15 protein-coding genes are annotated in these 17721 nt (G+C 71.4%); 9 read left to right on the top strand and 6 right to left on the bottom strand.

Features of this window, described 5'->3' with window-relative positions; all coding sequences use genetic code 11:
• Positions 1-50: 50 nt before the first annotated feature.
• Positions 51-1223, bottom strand: a complete 1173-nt coding sequence (locus IE262_RS03875) for an ABC transporter substrate-binding protein (protein ID WP_189871244.1) — start codon at positions 1221-1223, stop codon at positions 51-53.
• Between the two features lie 266 nt (positions 1224-1489).
• On the opposite strand from IE262_RS03875, the gene IE262_RS40150 reads away from it, so the two are divergent.
• Entirely contained in the window at positions 1490-2254 is a 765-nt protein-coding gene (locus IE262_RS40150) for a FadR/GntR family transcriptional regulator (protein ID WP_308432713.1), read from the top strand.
• 166 nt (positions 2255-2420) lie between these two features.
• Here the strand turns inward: IE262_RS40150 and acnA are convergent, their stop codons facing one another.
• Positions 2421-5081: an aconitate hydratase AcnA gene (gene acnA / locus IE262_RS03865; RefSeq protein WP_189871242.1), complete on the bottom strand. Its 2661-nt coding sequence runs from the start codon at positions 5079-5081 to the stop codon at positions 2421-2423.
• Between the two features lie 273 nt (positions 5082-5354).
• Positions 5355-6281, bottom strand: a complete 927-nt coding sequence (locus IE262_RS03860) for a GntR family transcriptional regulator (protein WP_229877082.1) — start codon at positions 6279-6281, stop codon at positions 5355-5357.
• A gap of 158 nt (positions 6282-6439) precedes the next feature.
• Between IE262_RS03860 and rraA the strand changes: the two genes are divergently transcribed.
• Complete coding sequence (rraA, locus tag IE262_RS03855; protein WP_189871240.1) at positions 6440-6934, top strand: ribonuclease E activity regulator RraA; 495 nt, start codon at positions 6440-6442, stop codon at positions 6932-6934.
• A 205-nt stretch (positions 6935-7139) separates the two neighbouring features.
• Here rraA and IE262_RS03850 read toward each other — a convergent pair whose 3' ends face one another.
• Entirely contained in the window at positions 7140-8576 is a 1437-nt protein-coding gene (locus tag IE262_RS03850; protein WP_189871238.1) for an FAD-binding oxidoreductase, read from the bottom strand.
• 102 nt (positions 8577-8678) lie between these two features.
• Between IE262_RS03850 and IE262_RS03845 the strand changes: the two genes are divergently transcribed.
• On the top strand, positions 8679-9344 hold the full coding sequence (locus IE262_RS03845; RefSeq protein WP_189871236.1) for a TetR/AcrR family transcriptional regulator: 666 nt from the start codon (positions 8679-8681) through the stop codon (positions 9342-9344).
• Positions 9345-9453: 109 nt separating this feature from the next.
• Here IE262_RS03845 and IE262_RS03840 read toward each other — a convergent pair whose 3' ends face one another.
• Both IE262_RS03840 and IE262_RS03835 read right to left on the bottom strand, forming a co-directional pair.
• Positions 9454-10464: a zinc-dependent alcohol dehydrogenase gene (locus IE262_RS03840; RefSeq protein WP_189871233.1), complete on the bottom strand. Its 1011-nt coding sequence runs from the start codon at positions 10462-10464 to the stop codon at positions 9454-9456.
• Positions 10457-10888, bottom strand: coding sequence for a tautomerase family protein (locus IE262_RS03835; RefSeq protein ID WP_189871231.1), 432 nt, complete (start codon positions 10886-10888; stop codon positions 10457-10459). The genes IE262_RS03840 and IE262_RS03835 overlap by 8 nt, the downstream gene beginning before the upstream one ends.
• Before the next feature lie 103 nt (positions 10889-10991).
• Here IE262_RS03835 and IE262_RS03830 point away from each other — a divergent pair, with 103 nt between their 5' ends.
• From IE262_RS03830 to IE262_RS03805, 6 genes are all read left to right on the top strand, one after another.
• Positions 10992-11582, top strand: coding sequence for a TetR/AcrR family transcriptional regulator (locus IE262_RS03830; protein ID WP_189871229.1), 591 nt, complete (start codon positions 10992-10994; stop codon positions 11580-11582).
• A 166-nt stretch (positions 11583-11748) separates the two neighbouring features.
• Complete coding sequence (locus IE262_RS03825) at positions 11749-12762, top strand: LacI family DNA-binding transcriptional regulator (RefSeq protein ID WP_189871227.1); 1014 nt, start codon at positions 11749-11751, stop codon at positions 12760-12762.
• Complete coding sequence (locus IE262_RS03820) at positions 12759-13751, top strand: 2-hydroxyacid dehydrogenase (protein ID WP_229877081.1); 993 nt, start codon at positions 12759-12761, stop codon at positions 13749-13751. The genes IE262_RS03825 and IE262_RS03820 overlap by 4 nt, the downstream gene beginning before the upstream one ends.
• Positions 13748-14971, top strand: a complete 1224-nt coding sequence (manD, locus tag IE262_RS03815; RefSeq protein ID WP_134030887.1) for a D-mannonate dehydratase ManD — start codon at positions 13748-13750, stop codon at positions 14969-14971. The genes IE262_RS03820 and manD overlap by 4 nt, the downstream gene beginning before the upstream one ends.
• 1 nt (position 14972) lies before the next feature.
• Complete coding sequence (locus IE262_RS03810; RefSeq protein WP_189871225.1) at positions 14973-16493, top strand: mannitol dehydrogenase family protein; 1521 nt, start codon at positions 14973-14975, stop codon at positions 16491-16493.
• Positions 16494-16525: 32 nt separating this feature from the next.
• Positions 16526-17560 carry an NAD(P)-dependent alcohol dehydrogenase gene (locus IE262_RS03805; RefSeq protein WP_134030881.1) on the top strand — a complete coding sequence of 345 codons (1035 nt, stop codon included), beginning with the start codon at positions 16526-16528 and terminating at the stop codon, positions 17558-17560.
• Positions 17561-17721: the final 161 nt, after the last annotated feature.

Raw genomic sequence — 17721 nt, 5'->3', positions numbered from 1 at the left:
GGATGACGAGGGCGACGAAGGTGAAGGGCGGCGGGTGACGGGCGGGCGGATCAGCCCATGGCCTTCTCCCAGCGTTCGACGTACGCGTTCTGCGTCTCCTCGGGTACGCGGGTGTAGCGGTACAGGTGGACCCGGTCGGCACCGAGCTCGCGCTGCATGTCCTGGAGGCTGTCGGTGTCGTCCTGCTTCACGCCGTCCCGGTATGGCGCCAGGCCGCCCCTGGCGACCGCGGCCTGGCCCTCGGCGGAGAGCAGGAAGTCGACGAAGAGCTGGGCGGCGTTCGGGTGCGGGGCCGTCTTCACGATGGATGCCGCGCGCGGCACCACCACGGTGCCCTCCTCGCAGTAGGTCCAGCCCAGCAGGCCGCCGCTGCCCTCCGCGGCGGGGACCGCGACACCCCCGCTGAGGTTGAAGGAGGCGTCGTACTCGCCGGAGACGACCTTCTCCACGAGGGCGCCCGAGGAGTGCTCGGCGCGGGCGAAGGGCAACAGGCGCCCGAACGTGTCCCAGCCGCCCGCGACGCTGCTGGTGTAGCCCTGGTTCGTGGAGTAGCCGTAGGCGTTGGTGGGGTCGTACACGCCGATCTTTCCGCGGAAGCGGGACGGCTCGGCCTCCGCGAGGGCGGCCAGCGAGGTCAGGCCCTGGGGGTTCCGGGACGTGTCGAGCGTCTTGCGGTTGTACAGGACCACGACGGGGTCGGTGGTGAAGACCCAGACGCCGGGCAGCATCTCCGCCCAGTCGGGAAGGTGGCCCTTCTCCGGCGAGCTGTAGTCCGCGGTGACCTTGCGGGTGGCGTAGTCGGCCCAGAGCGCACCGCCGTTGGAGACGAGCAGGTCGGCGGGGGAGCCGCCGGTGGCGGCCTCGCTGTAGTAGCGCTCGTAGACGGCGGAGCTGCCGAGGTTGGTGGCGCGGATGTCCACCAGCCACGGGTAGTGGGCCGTGAAGGCGTCGAAGACCGGCTGCCAGTTGGTCTGCGAGGTGTTCGAGTAGATCAGGAGCTTCTTCTCACGGCGTGAGCCGTCGACGATCTTCTCGTACGAGGCGGTGTAGTAGGCGGGCGTCGGCTGCGCGGCGGCGTTCGCGTCCGTCGTGGTGCAGCCGCCGAGCGTGCTGCCGGTGACGGCGAGGGCTTCGACGGCGGCGGCGCCGCGCAGAACGCTGCGGCGGGACGGCCTGCGATCGGGTTCCGCTGCGGCTGCGCGGCCGGAACGGGTGGGAATCATGGGGGCTCTTCTCGTGTGGGCGCGACGGCGCTGTCAGCTGCGTCGAGAGCACCGGATCCTGCGGCTGCCTCCGCCGGTGCGACGGTGCCGGTGCTGCTCCCGTGGGTTTGATGACGATGACCTCAACCGGTCAACCTGTCAACCATTCCAGGTGGGTTGATGTGTTGCGGTTCGGAGAACGCGGGACCATTCCAGGGCGGTGAGCGCCCCATGCCACGGACATGCCGCGGCGGTGTCCCGGAGGGCGGGCGGCTACCGTGTCGGACGTGCGCGACAGTCCTGACGCGCCGGTGGACGACCAGACAGGGGAGGCTGCGGGCATGGCCGGGCTTGCACGGATCGAACGGGAGGAGCCGCAGGCTCCCGCGGTGGAGGTGGCGCGGCGCCTGCTGGACCACCTGTTGACGTCGGGCCGGCTCAGGGCCGGTGACCGGCTGCCGCCGGAGCGGCAGCTCGCGGAGACCTTCGGGGTGGGCCGCTCGGCGGTCCGCGAGGCCCTCAAGTCCCTGTCGCTGCTCGGGCTCCTGGAGATCCGGCAGGGCGACGGCACCTATGTGCGGGGCGCCACCTCGGACCTGTTGCCGCAGGTCCTGGAGTGGGGACTGATGCTCGGTGACCACACGATGGACGAACTCCTGGAGGCACGCGCGTGCGTGGAGGTCGACCTCGCGGAACTGGCCGCCCTGCGCAGAACGGACAACGACGTCACCGCCCTTGAGGCACATCTGGCCCGGATGGCGGCCGAACACGACGACCCCGAGCGCTATCTGGAGGCCGACCTGGCCTTCCACCGGGCGCTGGCGCAGGCCTCGCACAACAGCGCACTGGCCGGCCTCCAGGCCCGCCTCGAAACGCTGGTCGCCGTGTGGATCCGGCAGAACATCCGCAAACCGGGGGAGGGGCGGCTGGGCGAGCACGAGGCCGTGCTGAAGGCGGTACGGGCCAGGAACGCCCGAGCGGCGCGGGCCGCCATGCACGCCCACATGGACTCGGCGACCCGTCGCCTGCGGGCTCGGCTCGGTCGGGGCTGAGGGGCACAGGCCGCCGGAACGACCGACGTAAACCGGTTTACCGGTTGCTGTATGTCTGGTTGCCGTGTGTCCGGTTGTCATATGCCCGGTTGTCATGTGTCCCACATCGAGGTCGCGAGGCTGGTGTCCGCATCCTCGGCGACAGCCTCTCCGCCCTCTTCGCGGCTCATGACGAGGAAAGAGCGCGACGCACGACGTACGGCAGGATGCCCCCGTGCCGGAGGTAGGTCAGCTCCTGACGGGAGAAGATCCGCAGCCGCAGTCCCGCGGTGGCGAGGCGGCCCTGTGTTCCCCGCAGATGGAAGGTGACGTGGTTGGTGCCGACGTCCAGGTTGTCGAGCCCTTCGAAGGAGAGCTCTCCCTCTCTGGAGAAGGGGTACGACGACGCGTCGTCACCCTCGGCGAATTCCAGCGGAAGGACGCCCATGCCGATCAGGTTGCTGCGGTGGATGCGTTCGTACGACTTGGCGATCACCGCGCGCACGCCCAGCAGGGCCTGGGCCTTGGCAGCCCAGTCCCGGCTGGAGCCCGCCCCGTAGTTGCGGCCGGCCACGACGACCAGGTCGTAGCCCGCTTCCCGGTAGGTCGGCGCGGCCTCGTGGACCGGAAGGACGTGGGTGCCGTCGGCCGTGTACGCGTACCCGCCGGGCCCCGGCGGCGTGTCGGTGTCGTTCAGCAGCAGGTTGGTGACGGCGGCGTTGGTGAAGGCGCCCCGCAGCATGACTTCGTGGTTGCTGCGGCGTGTGGAGTACTGGTTGAGGTCGCGGCGGGCGACTCCGCGTTCGGTGAGCCACTGTCCGGCCGCGCTGCGGGAGGGGATGGCGCCGGCGGGGGAGATGTGGTCGGTGGTGACGTTGTCGCCGAGCCTGAGGAGGACCCGGGCCCGGTCGATCCTCAGGTGGGCCGGCGGGTGTGCGGACAGACGTGTGAGGTGCGGGGGGCGGCGGACGTACGTCGACTCCGGGTTCCACGGGAAGTGGGTACCGCCGGGCGCGTCGATCTCCTGCCAGGCCGGGGTGCCCTGCCGGATGCGCGCGGCGTTGGCGCGGAACATCTCCGGCCTGACGAACTCCACGACACGCGCGGCGACTTCGTCATCCGTGGGCCACAGGTCCCTGAGGTGGACGGGGCGCCCCTCATGGTCGGTCCCCAGCGGCTCGTGGTCGAAGTCGTGCAGGACCGAGCCCGCCAGGGCGTAGGCGACGACCAGCGGTGGGGAGGCGAGGTACGACAGGGAGACACGTGGGTTGACCCGCCCCGCGAAGTTGCGGTTGCCGGACAGGACGGCGACCGGTTCGACGGCGCCGTCCTCGGCGAGCCGCTCCATCGCCGGGTGCAGGGGGCCGGAGTTGCCGATGCAGGTCATGCAGCCGAAGCCGACGATGTGGAAGCCGGTCTTCTCCAGGGCGGGCAGCAGTCCGGCCTCACGCAGATACTCCTCGACCACTCGTGACCCGGGGGACAGCGAGGTCTTGACCCAGGGTTTGGCGGTCAGCCCCGCCCGCACGGCCCGCTCGGCGAGCAGGCCCGCCTGCACGATGAGGGCCGGGTTGGCGGTGTTGGTGCAGCTGGTGATGGCGGCGATGGCGACCGGGCCGTTGGGGAGCCGTTCGCCGAAGGTGCCGGATGCGGTGTCCGGCTGCCCGGCAGCCGTACGCACTGCGGCTCGCCGGAAGGAAGCCGGGACCTGGGACAGCGGCAGCCGCTGGTGCGGCAGGTCCGGGCCCGCCACGCAGGGCTCGACGGTGTCGAGATCGAGGTCGAGCAGCTGGTCGTAGCGGGGAACGGGGCGGTCGTCGGTGCGCTTGAGGCCCTGTGCGGTGAGGTAGGCGTCGACGAGTCCGACATGGGACTCCTCCCGGCCGCTGAGCCGGAGGTAGGCGGCCGTTTCGTCGTCGTAGGGGAAGTAGACGCAGGTCGCGCCGTACTCCGGTGCCATGTTCGAGACCGCGGCGCGCTCGGCCCAGCCCAGTGTCGTGACGCCGTCGCCGCAGAACTCGACGAACTTGTTCACCACGCCCGTGGCGCGCAGCAGCTCGGTCAGGGTCAGGGCGAGGTCGGTGGCGCCGACGCCGGGGCGCAGCCGCCCCGTCAGGCGGACACCGACCACGTCCGGGTAAGGGATGGTGACCGGTTCGCCCAGCATGGCGGCCTGCCCTTCGAGGCCGCCGACTCCCCAGCCGACGACGCCGAGGGCGTTGATCATCGGGGTGTGGCTGTCGGTGGCGACGAGGACGTCCGGATGCAGCCAGGGCAGCCCCCCGTCCTCCGCGTCGGTCACCCACACCACCCGGGCCAGCGCCTCCATGTTGACCTGGTGGATGATCCCGGTGCCGGGCGGTACGACACGAAAGGTGCGCACGCTCCGCTCGGCCCACTTCACCATCTCGTACCGCTCGCCGTTGCGCCGGAAGTCGATCAGCAGATTGCGCTCGACGGCGTCGGCACGGCCGTACTCCTCGACGATCACGGAATGGTCCACCGTCAGGTCCACCGGGACCGACGGCTGCAGCACTTCCGGGTCCCCTCCCAGTTCCGTGACGCTGTCGCGCATGGCCGCGAAGTCGGCCAGCGCCGGGAGGCAGGTGGTGTCGTGCAGCATGATCCGGTTCGGAAGCACCGGCACCTCACAGACGCCGCTTCCAGCTCCGGCCCGCGCCACCACGTCCGGCAGTGCCGTGGGTGACCGTCGTGCGACGTTCTCCAGCAACACCCGTACCGCGTAAGGGAGTTCGTCCAGCTCTGTGGGCGGCAGGATCCGGTCCAGGGGCTGATAGCGGTACGAGCGGCCCTCGACGGTGAGCACAGCGGTGCGGTCGGCGTTCATGATCCCTGCTGTCGTAGGCGTGGCGATGTGTCGGCGAGATCGCATCAGTGATCGATCGAGCTGCGTCACGGCTCCTGATGACCGATGACCGATGGCTGATGTCCGATGTCCTGATGCCCGGTGAGGCGGCGCCCTCATATTGTCTCAGGGTGTTCATTAATACAATGGTTCCGACGGTGCCTCTTCGTGCACTGTGTCGTCAACCGCATCGACCGCGCGAACGTGGGGTTCGCCGGGGGCTGTCAGGGCCCGGCGCACCTCGCCGGTTACGCCCTAACCCTTCCCGCCGGCGATCCCCGTCTTGATCGACCGCACCTTGTCCAGGTGCGCGCTCAGGAAGGCGGACGCCTCCTTCAGGTCCCCGCTCTCCACCAGGTCCAGGAGCCTCAGGTGCTCCCGCGCCTGGCCCGCGAGCCGCGAGCGGTCGAGCTGGTGGCGGTACTCGATCAGGCGGCGCAGCCGGTTCTGCCGGCGTACGGCGTCGAACAGGAACTGGTTGCCGGAGCAGCCCACCAGCATCTCGTGGAACGAGGCGTTGACCTGGAACAGCTCGGCCCGCGGCAGCAGCAGGATGTCCCCGTGCAGCAGGGCCTCCTGCTGCTGCCGGTGGTGCGCGAAGGCCTCGGCGTCCACGGTGAAGCCCGGCTCCAGCAGCGCGGCGGGCTCGATGATCATCCGGAACCGGTAGCTCTGGTCGTGCGCGTCGACGGTGGCCATGACGTGCTGGAACTCCCAGCCCCGCCCGCCGGTCCTGCGCCGTACCAGGTCCTCGCCCTCCATCCGGGACAGCACCCGGTCGGCCTGGCGGGGCGTGAGCCGGTAGCGGCGGCTGATGTCGGCCGCCGTGAAGGAGCCGGTGAAGCGCCCGCCGACGTAGTCGTCGGCGATCTCGAAGTACGCCGCCTGCTCCACGTCCTCGCCCTCGCCGAGGTCCGGCCGGGAGAGGGTGCCCGCGTCACGCGCGAGGAAGAAGCCGCGGTTGGGGACCCGGTCCAGGATGCCGACCTCGGCCAGGAACAGCATTGCCTTGCGCACCGGCGTGCGGGAGACGTCCAGCTCGTCCGCCGCCCACTGCTCGGTGACATGGGCGCCCTCTTCGAGGCCTCTGCGGCGCATCAGGTCGACCAGTCTGGTGGCCATGGGCGTGGTCAGGTTCGGCCGCGACATCGCTCCTGCGCTCTTCACGTGGTGGGTCGGCAAGGCTTCATCCTACGAATCCTCCTGGAAGAGGACACACACCGGCGAGCCCTGTCCCACGGGAAATGATTGTATCTTTCGAGTGTTTGATACAACAGGCTTGATATGGCAAGGGCGGGATCGCAGCATCCGCCCGTCAGCGCTCGTCTCCTGGAGGCCCCGTGCACGCGACGCCCCTTCCCACAGCGGATCTCGCCGACGAATACGGCGACCACCTGCGTGTCTGCGACGTGCAGTTCACCTCGTACGGCGCCGTCCGTTCCTTCTCAGGGCCGATCCGGACCGTCGCCTGCCACGACGACAACGCCCTGCTGCACACCCTGCTTCGCGAGCCCGGTAACGGTCACGTCGTGGTCGTCGACGGCCGCGCCTCCCTGCACACCGCCCTGCTCGGCGACCTCATGGCCGAGCGCGCCCGGGACAACGGCTGGGCCGGTGTCGTGATCCACGGGGCGATCCGGGACGTCGCCGCCCTGGCCGGTGTGTCCGTCGGCGTGCAGGCACTCGGCACCAATCCGCGCAAGAGCGGCAAGGCGGGGCATGGCGAGGTGGACGTCCCGGTGTCCTTCGGGGGCGTCACCTTCACGCCCGGAGACATCCTGCACGCCGATGAGGACGGGGTCGTGCTGCTTCCGGCAACCGCGCCGACCAGGTAGAAGAGCGGCGGCAGCGCCGGGGGCCCTCGCGGCCGCCCCCGGCGAGCCCGGCCCGCCCGCGCCTGCCGTTGATCCATGGCGGCCTGGGTGTTCGGCGTCCCCGACGGCGGCGCACACGCCGAGGCATGGTGACGCGCGGTGACTCGTCGGTGGGATGCCCGGCCCCCTCAGCACACCGCTGCCCGCGGGGGCTCCGGGGTGGCGTCTACTTCCCGGGTGCAGGCGCGATGTTCTTGTTGTGGCGGAGCAGGTTCCGTGGATCCCACACCGCCTTGATCTCGGTCAGGCGCCGGTACTTGGCCTCGCTTCCGTACACGCCGCGCCGCCAGGCGTCGCCCTGGTCCTGGGTCAGATTGGTGTACGCGTTGGGGAGCGTGTGGGGCCGCATGGCGGCCGTGGTCCCGTCGGCCCACGCATCGTAGGGGCCGTCGTGTTCCGGCTCCGTCCACACGCTGACGGCCTCCCAGAGCCAGGACGCTCCGGCACGGGAGAACGCGGTGGCGTCCTCGTCGACGTCCTCGGAGATCGCGCCACCCAGCGACCAGACGTTGACCGCGGTGATCGTGCCCGGCAGGTGCGGTGAGGCGGCCGTGCGCTGGAGCAGCGTGTCGATCACGGGTTCCGTGAGTGAGGCGAGATAACCGCCCCGCGCGTTGGTCCGCCATCCATAGGGAGCGGTCGCGTCCAGCATGCTGTTCGTCTTGAGCCATGTGGTGCGCTGCACCGTGTTGACGGCGGGCGTGCCCAGCGCGGCGAGCTCCGCCACTGTCCTCTCCGCGTCCGCGAAGTCGCCCGTGTGGACCGGGATGAGGATCAGGACCAGCGTGCCGTGCGCCTCCTCGGGCAGCTCGGGAAGCGGCGGCGCGAAGGTGAGCGCGGTCGCCAGCCCCAGTTCGCGGGGGGCGTCGGCCATGAAGGCGGGCAGCTGGGCCAGGACCGCCGCGGCCTGGTCGCCGGGGAAGACGATCTGCCCCGAGACGACGTCCGGGCCCAGGGGGTGGGCGCGGTACTCGAAGGCGGTGACGACGCCGAAGTTGCCGCCGCCTCCGCGCAGCGCCCAGAACAGGTCCGGGTTCTCCTTCTCGTCCGCGCGGACCTTCCGGCCGTCGACCGTGATCATCTCGCAGGCGAGCAGGTTGTCGACGGTGGCACCGAAGCGGCGCATGAGGTGACCGATGCCGCCGCCGAGGGTCAGTCCGGCGACGCCGGTGCTGGTGACGGTGCCGGACGGCACGACCAGGCCGTGTTCCTGCGCGGCCGCGTCCAGTTCACCGAGCAGGACGCCGGCCTGGGCCCGCACGGTACGGGTGTCCGGGTCGACGGTGATCTCGCGCATGCCGGACAGGTCGAGGACGAGGGCCCCGCCCGGCATGGCATGGCCGTCGGTGCCGTGACCGCCGCCGCGCACCGCGACGGGCAGGCCGCGGGCAGAGGCGTGTCGCAGGGCGATGGCGACGTCGTCCTCGTCGACACAGCGCGCGATCAGCGCGGGTTCGCTGTCGGCGGTCCGGCCGTTGAAGACGACCCTGGCCTGCTCGTAGCCGTCGTCCCCCGGGCGCAGGACGGCGCCGCGGAAGCCGGCCGGGAAGTCTTCGTGGGTGGGGGGTGCGGGGGATATGTGGGTCGAGCCGGTCGGGCTCATGCGTGCCTCCCTGAAGGCGGGCGGCCCGCATCCGCGGGCAGCCCCGGCGACTAACCGGAAATTCATTTTCCGGTACTGCTCAGGAGCGTAACATCCGAGGTCATGAGCGAAGTCGTCCCCTCCGGTGCCCGCCCGCAGCGGGCCGACGCACGCGAGAACGTCCGGCAGATCCTGCGTGCGGCCCGCGCCGTCTTCGCCGACCGCGGCTACGAGGTGTCCATTGAGGAGGTCGCCCGCCGCTCCGGCCTCGGCATGGGCACGATCTACCGCCATTTCCCCAACAAGCGCGCCCTCGTCGAGGAGGTCGCGATCGGCCACATGAGGGAGACCTCGGAGGTCCTGGCCCGCGCCCTGGCGGACGAGCCGGACGCCTGGTCCGCCTTCACCCGGGTGATGCGCCACATGGCCGAGGTCCGCAGCAGCCAGATGTTCCCCGTCTCCCGAAGGCGCACGACGGAGTCCGGCCCTGCCCTCGTCGCCGCCCGCGACGCACTGCTGTCCGACCTGGACGGCCTGATGGATCGGGCCCAGCGGGAGGGGTCTCTTCGGGCGGACGTGAACGCGTACGACGTGGTCCTGATGATGGTCTCGCTGCCCCCGCGGATCGCGGACGACGGCGCGGGCGGCGGCCTCTCGGTCGACCTGACGGGCCGTCAGCTATCCGTCCTGCTCGACGGCCTGCGCGCCCCGGGCGCGGAGCAGCTTCCCGGCTCGGCCGCCACCCGCCCGGACCTGGACGAGTTCTTCCGGACGCGCTTCGGGATCTGACCTTCCGTCGTTCCGTGTTTCCGGAGCCTCCATCCTCCGCGAGACGTACGGCGATCCGTACGCCTCGAACGGAGAGGGAGGAGCCGGCTCGCCCGCGGTCGCCACGTGGTCAGCCGTCGGCGCGGACGAACACCGGCTTGAGGTGCTTCTCCGGCAGCGCGTCGGGGAGCTGTTCCCAGTCGATGACGTGGGAGACGACGCGGGCGGGGTCGACGGTGCCGGAGCGGGCGAGGTCGAGGGCGTCGGGGATGTGGTTGCGAACGTTGTCGCGGGCGATGCGCAGCGTGACGCCGGTGAGATACATGTCGAGCAGCGGCAGCTCGCCGGGGCGGAAATGGTTGCCCGCCGACTCGCAGATGCCCTCCGGAGCAAGGCATTTCACGGCGAGGGCGAGTTGGTCGACGCGTCCCGTGGCCTCGACGGCGAGGTCGAATCCGTGCCGGACGGGTTCGACCGTCTCGGCGGTGCGGGCGCCGTAGCTCTCGGCGAGCCGCCGGTGTGCGGGGTCGGGGTCGACGTACAGCACGTCGGAGGCGCCGAGCGCGCGGGCGATGTCGCAGACGTACAGGCCGATGCTGCCGCGGGCGACGACCAGGACGCGGGCCCCGGGCCTGTTCTTCAGGTGGGGGGCGACCAGACGCCACGACAGGGACCAGTTGTCGCTGGCCGAGGCCATGGCGACCGGGTCGAGACCGGCGGGCAGGGGTACCAGCATGGCGTCCGCCCAGGGGACGCGGACCAGGTCGGAGAAGAGCCCGCCCCAACTGCCGCCGATCGGCGCGCCGTACATGGCCATGTGCGGTACGGCGGTGCAGTGCGCGGTCAGTGCGGTGCCGCAGTTGTCGCAGGTGCCGCAGTTGATGGACCAGGGGACGACCACCAGGTCGCCGGGGGCCACGGTGGTGACCTCGTCGCCGGTCTCGACGACCCGGGCCACGCATTCGTGACCGAGAGCGAACGGAGGGTCGATGAAGCCATGTCCGGCCAGGATCGCGGAGTCGACGTCGCAGGAGGTGGCGGCCACCGGGGTGACGATCGCCTCCTGGTCGGACCGGAGCTTCGGGTCGGGCACCTCACGCCACTCGACGGTGTGCCGGGCAACGTAGGTCAGTTCACGCATCGGCCCGCTGCTCCTTCGCGAGGGCGACCAGGTCGGCGTAGCGGATGACGGAGCCGCCCGCGCCCCAGGTGCCGTCGGCCTGCTCGTGCACCAGCACCCACACACGCGGGGCGTCGGCCTGGGAGAGCCCGGCGGCGTCGAGAACGGTCCTGGTGGCGTCCTCGACCAGGCCGGCCCTGCGTCGCTCGGAGAGCGCGCCCTGGGGAACCGTCACGTCCACGAGGAAACGGGGCGCGTCGTCCTCGGCGGTGGTCCGCGCCCCTTCGGGCAACTCGACGAGACAGCTCCACGCCTGGGCGCGGAAGAACGCGGTGTCGGGCGCTCCCTCCCAGCGCAGCAGCACGGCGGCCAGGTCGCGCTGGACGGTCTTGCGGCCTTCCTCGGTCAGGGAACCGGGCGGGACGGTGAGCCGGATCAACGGCATGACGGAACTTCCCTTCGGCAGAGCACGATGGGCTATGACAGTCGTTATATTCGGGCGTCACGCTAGACTATGACGATCGTTATGGCCAGAGGGGAGCACGGTCTTGGTCAAGCCCAGCGCACCGTCGCGCGAGCGCATCGTGGCCGGTGCGGCGGACATGATCAGCAGACGCGGCCTGAATGCCACGAGCATCCGGGAGCTGGCCAAACACGCCAAGGCGCCGCTCGGTTCGACCTACCACTACTTCCCCGAGGGGAAGGGGCAACTGGCCGCCGAGGCGGTGCGGTACGCGGGGGGAGCGGTCGCGCGCATCCTGCGCAAGGAGCTGGAGGCCGGTCCGGTCGCCGGATTGCGTGCCTTCCTGGCCCTGTGGCGCGGCATCGTCGTCGAGAGCGACTTCCGTGCCGGCTGCCCCGTGCTGGCCGTCTCCGTCGAGGAGCCCGCGGCCGGCGAGGTCCCGCCGGCCCTCGCCGCCGCCGCGGAGGCGTTCGAGGACTGGGAGCGCTTGCTCGCCGAGGCGCTCCGGGAGCACGGTGCGGACCCCGAGCGGGCGCCGGGGCTCGCGGCACTTATCGTGGCGTCCGTCGAGGGAGCCATCGCCATGTGCCGTGCCAAGCGCAGTATGCGGCCCCTGGACCAGGTGGCGCAGCAGCTCGAAGCGCTGATCGCCGGCGCGCTCGACCGCGCGGCCTGACGGCGGAGGGCTCCCGTCCCCACCCGGTCGGGAAGACGGCCCGCTCAAGCGCCCCGTCACTGAAAAAATCCTCCCCTTGCGCAAGCATTGACAAGCTTGCGCAAGGTTGCCAATCATGGGCCCACGCCGTTCAGGTTTCGCACCTTCGAGGAGACGGAGTAGCCGCGTGGCCCCCACCTTGACCGATGTCGCAAAGCGCGCGAACGTCGCGCTTTCCACGGCCTCCCGCGCCTTCAGCGACCCGCAGCGTCTGGGCCCGGAAACCTTGCGCAAGGTCTTGGACGCGGCTCAGGAACTGGGGTACGAACCGGCTCCGCCGCGCCCTGCCGAGACACCGTCGGACGCCGCGACCGTCGCCGTGGTCGTCCCCGACATCGCCAACCCCGTCTTCGGCACCTTCGTCAAGGCCGCCCAGACCCAGGGATGGCACCGAAGGCAGACGATCGTGCTCGCCGACACCGACTTCGACCCCGATCGTGAGCGGGAGGTGATCTCGCAGCTCAGCGCCAGGTCGGTCGGTCTCGTCGTGTGTTCGCCGCGGCTGGACGCCGAGGACGTGCTCGCCCTGTGCGGTGACACTCCCGTCGTCCTGGTCAACCGTGAGACCACGACGGCCGACTGCGTCCTCGCCGACGCGAGCGACGGTCTGCGGCAGGCGGCCGAGTACCTGGCGGCGCTGGGGCACCGTCACCTCGCGTACGTCCAGGGCTCGCAGCACTCCTGGTCCAACAGCCACCGCGTCGACGTGGCCCGGGCGCAGGCCGAACAGGCCGGTCTCCGGCTGGAGGTGCTCGGCTGGCAGTCCGAGACGGTGTCCGGCGGCACCGCCGCAGCCGCGAGCGTGATCGCGTCCGGTGCCACCGCGGTCATCGCGCACAACGACCTCGTCGCCCTCGGCGTCATCACCGGAGCACGCCAGCTGGGGGTCGGGGTCCCGGACGACCTCAGCGTCATCGGCATCGACGACATGCCTCTCGCCGCCACCGCCCACCCCGCCCTGACCACCATCGCGGTCCCCATGGAACGCGCCGGGTCACTCAGCCTGGAACTGCTCACGCAGTCCGTCGCCGACGAGCACCACCAGCCGCGCACGCTGCGTCTGCCCACCCAGCTCGTCGTCCGCGGGTCCACCGGCCAGGTGGCCGGCCGCGCCCACTCCGTCATTCGGGAGCACGCATGACACGCACGCCCCGCAGCCTCGGGCTGACCGTCGTCGTCACCGATCCCCATCTCCGGCGGCTGCGCGCGCAGTTCGAGGCTGCCCTGCCTGCCGCGACGACCGTACGCTGGCCCGACCCGGCCGACAGCGACGCGGTGTCGGCGGCGCTGGGCGATGCCGACGTCCTCGTGTCAGGTGTCTGCCCGGCCAGGACGGCCGCCGCGGGCAAACGGCTGAGGCTCGTGCACGCCGCGGGCGCGGGCATCGACGGAATCGACGTCGGCGCGCTCGCCCCCGGCACGCTCGTCGCCAACACCTTCCACCACGAGGACGCGATCGCCGAGTACGCCGTCGCCTCCGCGATCCTGCTGAGGCGGGGCTTCCTGCGTGAGGACGCGGCGCTGCGCCAGGGCACCTGGGCGCCGCCGACGTACCCCCGTCTCCTGGGCGAAGCCACCGTCGGCTTCATCGGCTTCGGGCACATCGGGGCCCGCGCCTGGCACCATTTCCGGTCCTTCGGGGCACAGGGCGTGGCCGTCACCCGCCGCGGCGGCGTCGACGCCGTGGCCGAGCGTCTGGCCTGGTCCGGCCGCATGGACGAGTTGGACGCCTTGCTGGAGACCTCGGACGTGGTCGTCGTCTCCGTACCGCTCACCGACGAGACCACCTCACTGATCGGACCGAAGGAGCTGGCGCGCATGGGGCAGTCAACCGTGCTGATCAACGTCGGACGGGGCCGGGTCGTCGACGAGGACGCGCTCTACGCGGCCCTGCACGACGGCGTCATCGGCGGCGCCGCCCTCGACGTCTGGTACGACTACCCCGCCGACGGCCGGACCGGGCCACCCAGCCGCCACCCCTTCCACGAACTGCCCAACACGCTGATGACACCGCACTCCTCGGGGCTCGCCCAGCAGACCTTCGTCCGGCGCATGGAGGACATCACCACCAACATCCGACGGCTGGCCGCGGGACAGGGGCTGAGCAACGTCGTGGCGGTGGCCCGATGAGCAAGCACGACACCATCGTCGCCGCCGACGTCCTCGTCACCAGCCCGGGACGCAACTTCGTCACCCTCAAGATCACCACCGCGGAGGGGCTGGTGGGCTGGGGCGACGCCACGCTCAACGGCCGCGAACTCGCCGTCGCCTCCTACCTCCGCGACCATGTCGCCCCGCTGCTCGTCGGGCGTGACCCGGCCCGTATCGAGGACACCTGGCAGTACCTGTACCGCGGCGTGTACTGGCGGCGCGGCCCGGTGACCATGACCGCCATCGGCGCCGTGGACCTCGCCCTGTGGGACATCAAGGGCAAGACCACCGGCCAGCCCGTCTACCAGCTCCTCGGCGGCGCGGTCCGCGACCGCGTCCTGACGTACACGCACGCCACCGGATGGGACGTCCCCCAGCTTCTCGACTCCGTCGACACCCAGCGGGAACGCGGCTTCCTGGCGGTCCGCGCCCAGATGGGCGTACCGGGTCTGGACACGGTCTACGGGGTGACTCGGGAGGCTGCGGGCTACGAGCCCGCAGGCCGGGGTACCGCCCCCGCCGAGGAGGTGTGGGACACAGCCGCGTATCTGCGCCACGCGCCCGGCGCACTCGCGGCGGTCCGCGACCACGTGGGCCCCGACCTGCACCTCCTCCACGACTCCCACCACCGGCTCACCCCCAACGAGGCCGCCCGTCTCGGCCGCGCCCTGGAGGACGTGGACCTGTTCTGGCTGGAGGACGTCACACCGGCCGAGAACCAGGAGGTGCTGCGCCATGTCCGCCGGCACACCACGACTCCGCTCGCGATCGGCGAGGTCTTCAACACCGTCTGGGAATGCCAGTCCCTCATCACCGAGCAGCTGATCGACTATGTGCGCACCTGCGTCACGCACGCCGGCGGCATCAGCAGTCTCCGGCGGATCGCCGCGCTCGCCGACGTCTGGCAGGTCAGGCTCGGCCCGCACGGACCCTCCGACGTCTCCCCGGTGGCCCTGGCGGCCTCGCTGCACGTCGGCCTGGCCACACCGAACTTCGCCATCCAGGAGTACATGGGCTACGAACCGCTCGTCCACGAGGTGTTCCGGCACGACTGGAGCTACGCCGACGGATATCTGAGCCCCGGCGACTCGCCCGGCCTCGGTGTCGACGTCGACGAGGACCTGGCCGCGCGGTTCCCCTACGAACGCGCCTACCTGCCCGTCGCCCGGCGTCGCGACGGCTCGATGACGGACTGGTGAGATGGCGACCGCTTCCCTTCCCCGCCTCAACTCCGCGACCGTACCCCCGCGTTCCCTGCTGCACCGGCGCACGGTCGCCGAGACCGGCATCGTGCACCTGGGCCTCGGCAACTTCCACCGCGCCCACCAGGCCGTCTACACCGCCTCGGCGCTGGAGCGCAGCGACGGTCCCTGGGGAATCCTCGGCGTGGCGAGCCGCTCGGCGCGGGTGGCCGACGCCTTGCGCGCACAGGACTTCCGGTACTCCGTGGTGGAGATCGCCCCGGAGGGCTCACGGGTCGTCGTGCCCGCCGTGCACACCGGCGCGCTCGTCGCCGCCCACCGTCCCGAGGCCGTCGTCGACGCCATCGCCGCGCCGGACACCCGGATCGTCTCCCTCACCGTCACCGAGCACGGCTACACCTTCTCGCCGCGCACGGGACACCTCGACCTCGACCACGAGGACGTGCGAGCCGACCTGCGGGGCGACACCCCGCCCAGAACCGTGATCGGACAGATCGCCCGCGGTCTGCAGCACCGCCTGCGCCGGCACGCTACGCCCATGACCGTGCTCAGCTGCGACAACCTCGCGGGCAACGGAACCCAGACGGCCCGCCTGGTACACGAGTTCGCGGCAGCCCTGCCGGGCACCGAGGGCGACGATCTGGCCGACTGGCTGGACCACGCCGTGACGTACCCGAACACCATGGTCGACCGGATCGTCCCGGCCACCACGGACGCCTACCGAACGGCCGTGGCCGACCGGCTCGGACTGCACGACGACGTCCCCGTTCCCGCGGAACCGTTCACCATGTGGGTGCTGGAGGACCGCTTCGCCGCCGGGCGGCCCGCCTGGGAGCACGGCGGCGCGCTGTTCACCGACGACGTCGAGCCGTACGAACTGCTGAAACTGCGCCTGCTGAACGGCACCCACTCGCTGATCGCCTACCTCGGCGCGCTCGACGGCCGGGCCACCATCCCCGACGCGGTCGCCCAGCCCTTTGTCGCCGACGCGGCACGCCGTGTGCTGCACGACGACTACCTGCCCAGTCTGACCGTGCCCGACGGCATCGACCTCGACGCCTACGTGGCACAGCTCTTCGAACGCTGGGGAAACTCGGCGCTGGGCCACCGCACCCGTCAGGTCGGCTCGGACGGTTCCGTCAAACTCCGCCAGCGCGTACCGGAACCCGCACTCGGGCATCTGCGCGCGGGGCGGACTCCCCACCATCTGGCCCTCACCGTCGCCGCCTACCTGTGCTGCATGGCACCGCCGCCCGGCTTCGACGCGGGCCCGCAGGCCGCCGCCATGGCGGACCCCGCCCGCAGCGACCTGCGGAAGACCGCCCAACGCACCACATCCGTACGGGACTTCGTGGCCGCTGTCATCGACGGCGGCCTGCTCGGAGACCGGCTCCCCGAGCACCCCGTCTTCACCGACCGCGTCGCCGAACTCATCGGCGTCCTCACCCGGCACGGCACAGCCGCGGCGGCCGCCGACGCGGCCGAGGCCGCCGACTCGGAGCCGCCTCCCGCGGCCTGAAACACCTCCCCCCTCACAAGGATGTGAGACCCATGCCCCTCCCCACCATGACCAGAGCGGCCGTCCTGCACGGCCCCGAGGACCTGCGCATCGAGGAGATACCGCTGCGGCCACTCGGCCCCGGCGACGTCCTCGTCGAAGTCGACGCCGTGGGCGTCTGCGGCTCGGACATGCACTACTTCGCACACGGCCGCAATGGCGCCAACCAGCTCCGCCGGCCGACCGTCCTCGGCCACGAGGCCTCCGGTACGGTCGTCGAGGCCGGGCCGGAAGCGAGCCTGGAAGCCGGCACACGGGTCGCGATCGAGCCCGCCGTCGGCTGCGGCGCCTGCGCCACCTGCCGCTCGGGCCGGTACAACCTGTGTCCGGCCGGCACCTGCTTCGGCTCACCCCCGACGCACGGCGTGCTCGCCACCCACGTCGTCGCCCCCGCCCGCGCGGTGCACCCACTGCCCGACACCATTCCCCTGGAACTGGGCGCCCTGATCGAGCCGTTGGCCGTCGCGGTCTGGGCCGTGCGACGCGCCGAGATCGCCGTCGGACACCGGGTCCTCGTCACCGGAGCAGGACCGATCGGCCTTCTGGTGGCCCAGGCCGCGCGCGCCGCGGGCGCCGCCGAGGTGATCGTGACCGACGTCAACGACGCCCGGCTGGCACGGGCCCGCAAGCTGGGCGCCACCCAGGTGGTCAACACCGCCACGCAGGACCTCGAACTCGCGGACATGGACCGTCTGGTGGAGTGCTCGGCGCACCCCGCCGCGCTGTGGCAGGGCATCCGCACCCTGGGACCCGCCGCTCGGGCGACCGTCGTCGGCCAGGCCGCCCCCGCCGTGGACGGGCTGCCCCTGGCGCATCTGCAGCGCTGGGAGATCGACCTGGTCACCGCCTTCCGCTACGCCCACGCCTTCCCCACCGCTCTGTCCCTGGCCGCCGACGGCCGGGTGGACCTCGCTTCCCTCCTCACCGGCCGCTTCCCCCTCGCGCACGCCGCCGACGCGCTGCGCGCGCCGGTCCTGGACCCGACGCACCTCAAGGTCGTGATCCGCCCCGACGGCACCTCCGTCTGACCGGGCCGGAACCTCACCCCGCTCACCCCCCTGCTCGCTCCGCTCCCTGTTCACCGACCTCGGGGCGTCCGGGGTCTCACACGCCCTCAACCAGGCGTTTCCTCCCGATTCTTCTGTTTCGCCGCACCTCCACGTCCCCCACCGTGCAGAGGACCCGTCCC

The organism is Streptomyces bluensis (assembly GCF_014650715.1).
GTDB lineage: Bacteria > Actinomycetota > Actinomycetes > Streptomycetales > Streptomycetaceae > Streptomyces > Streptomyces bluensis.
Note: the sequence above shows the minus strand (reverse complement) of the source record. Positions and strands in the feature narration are given on the sequence as shown.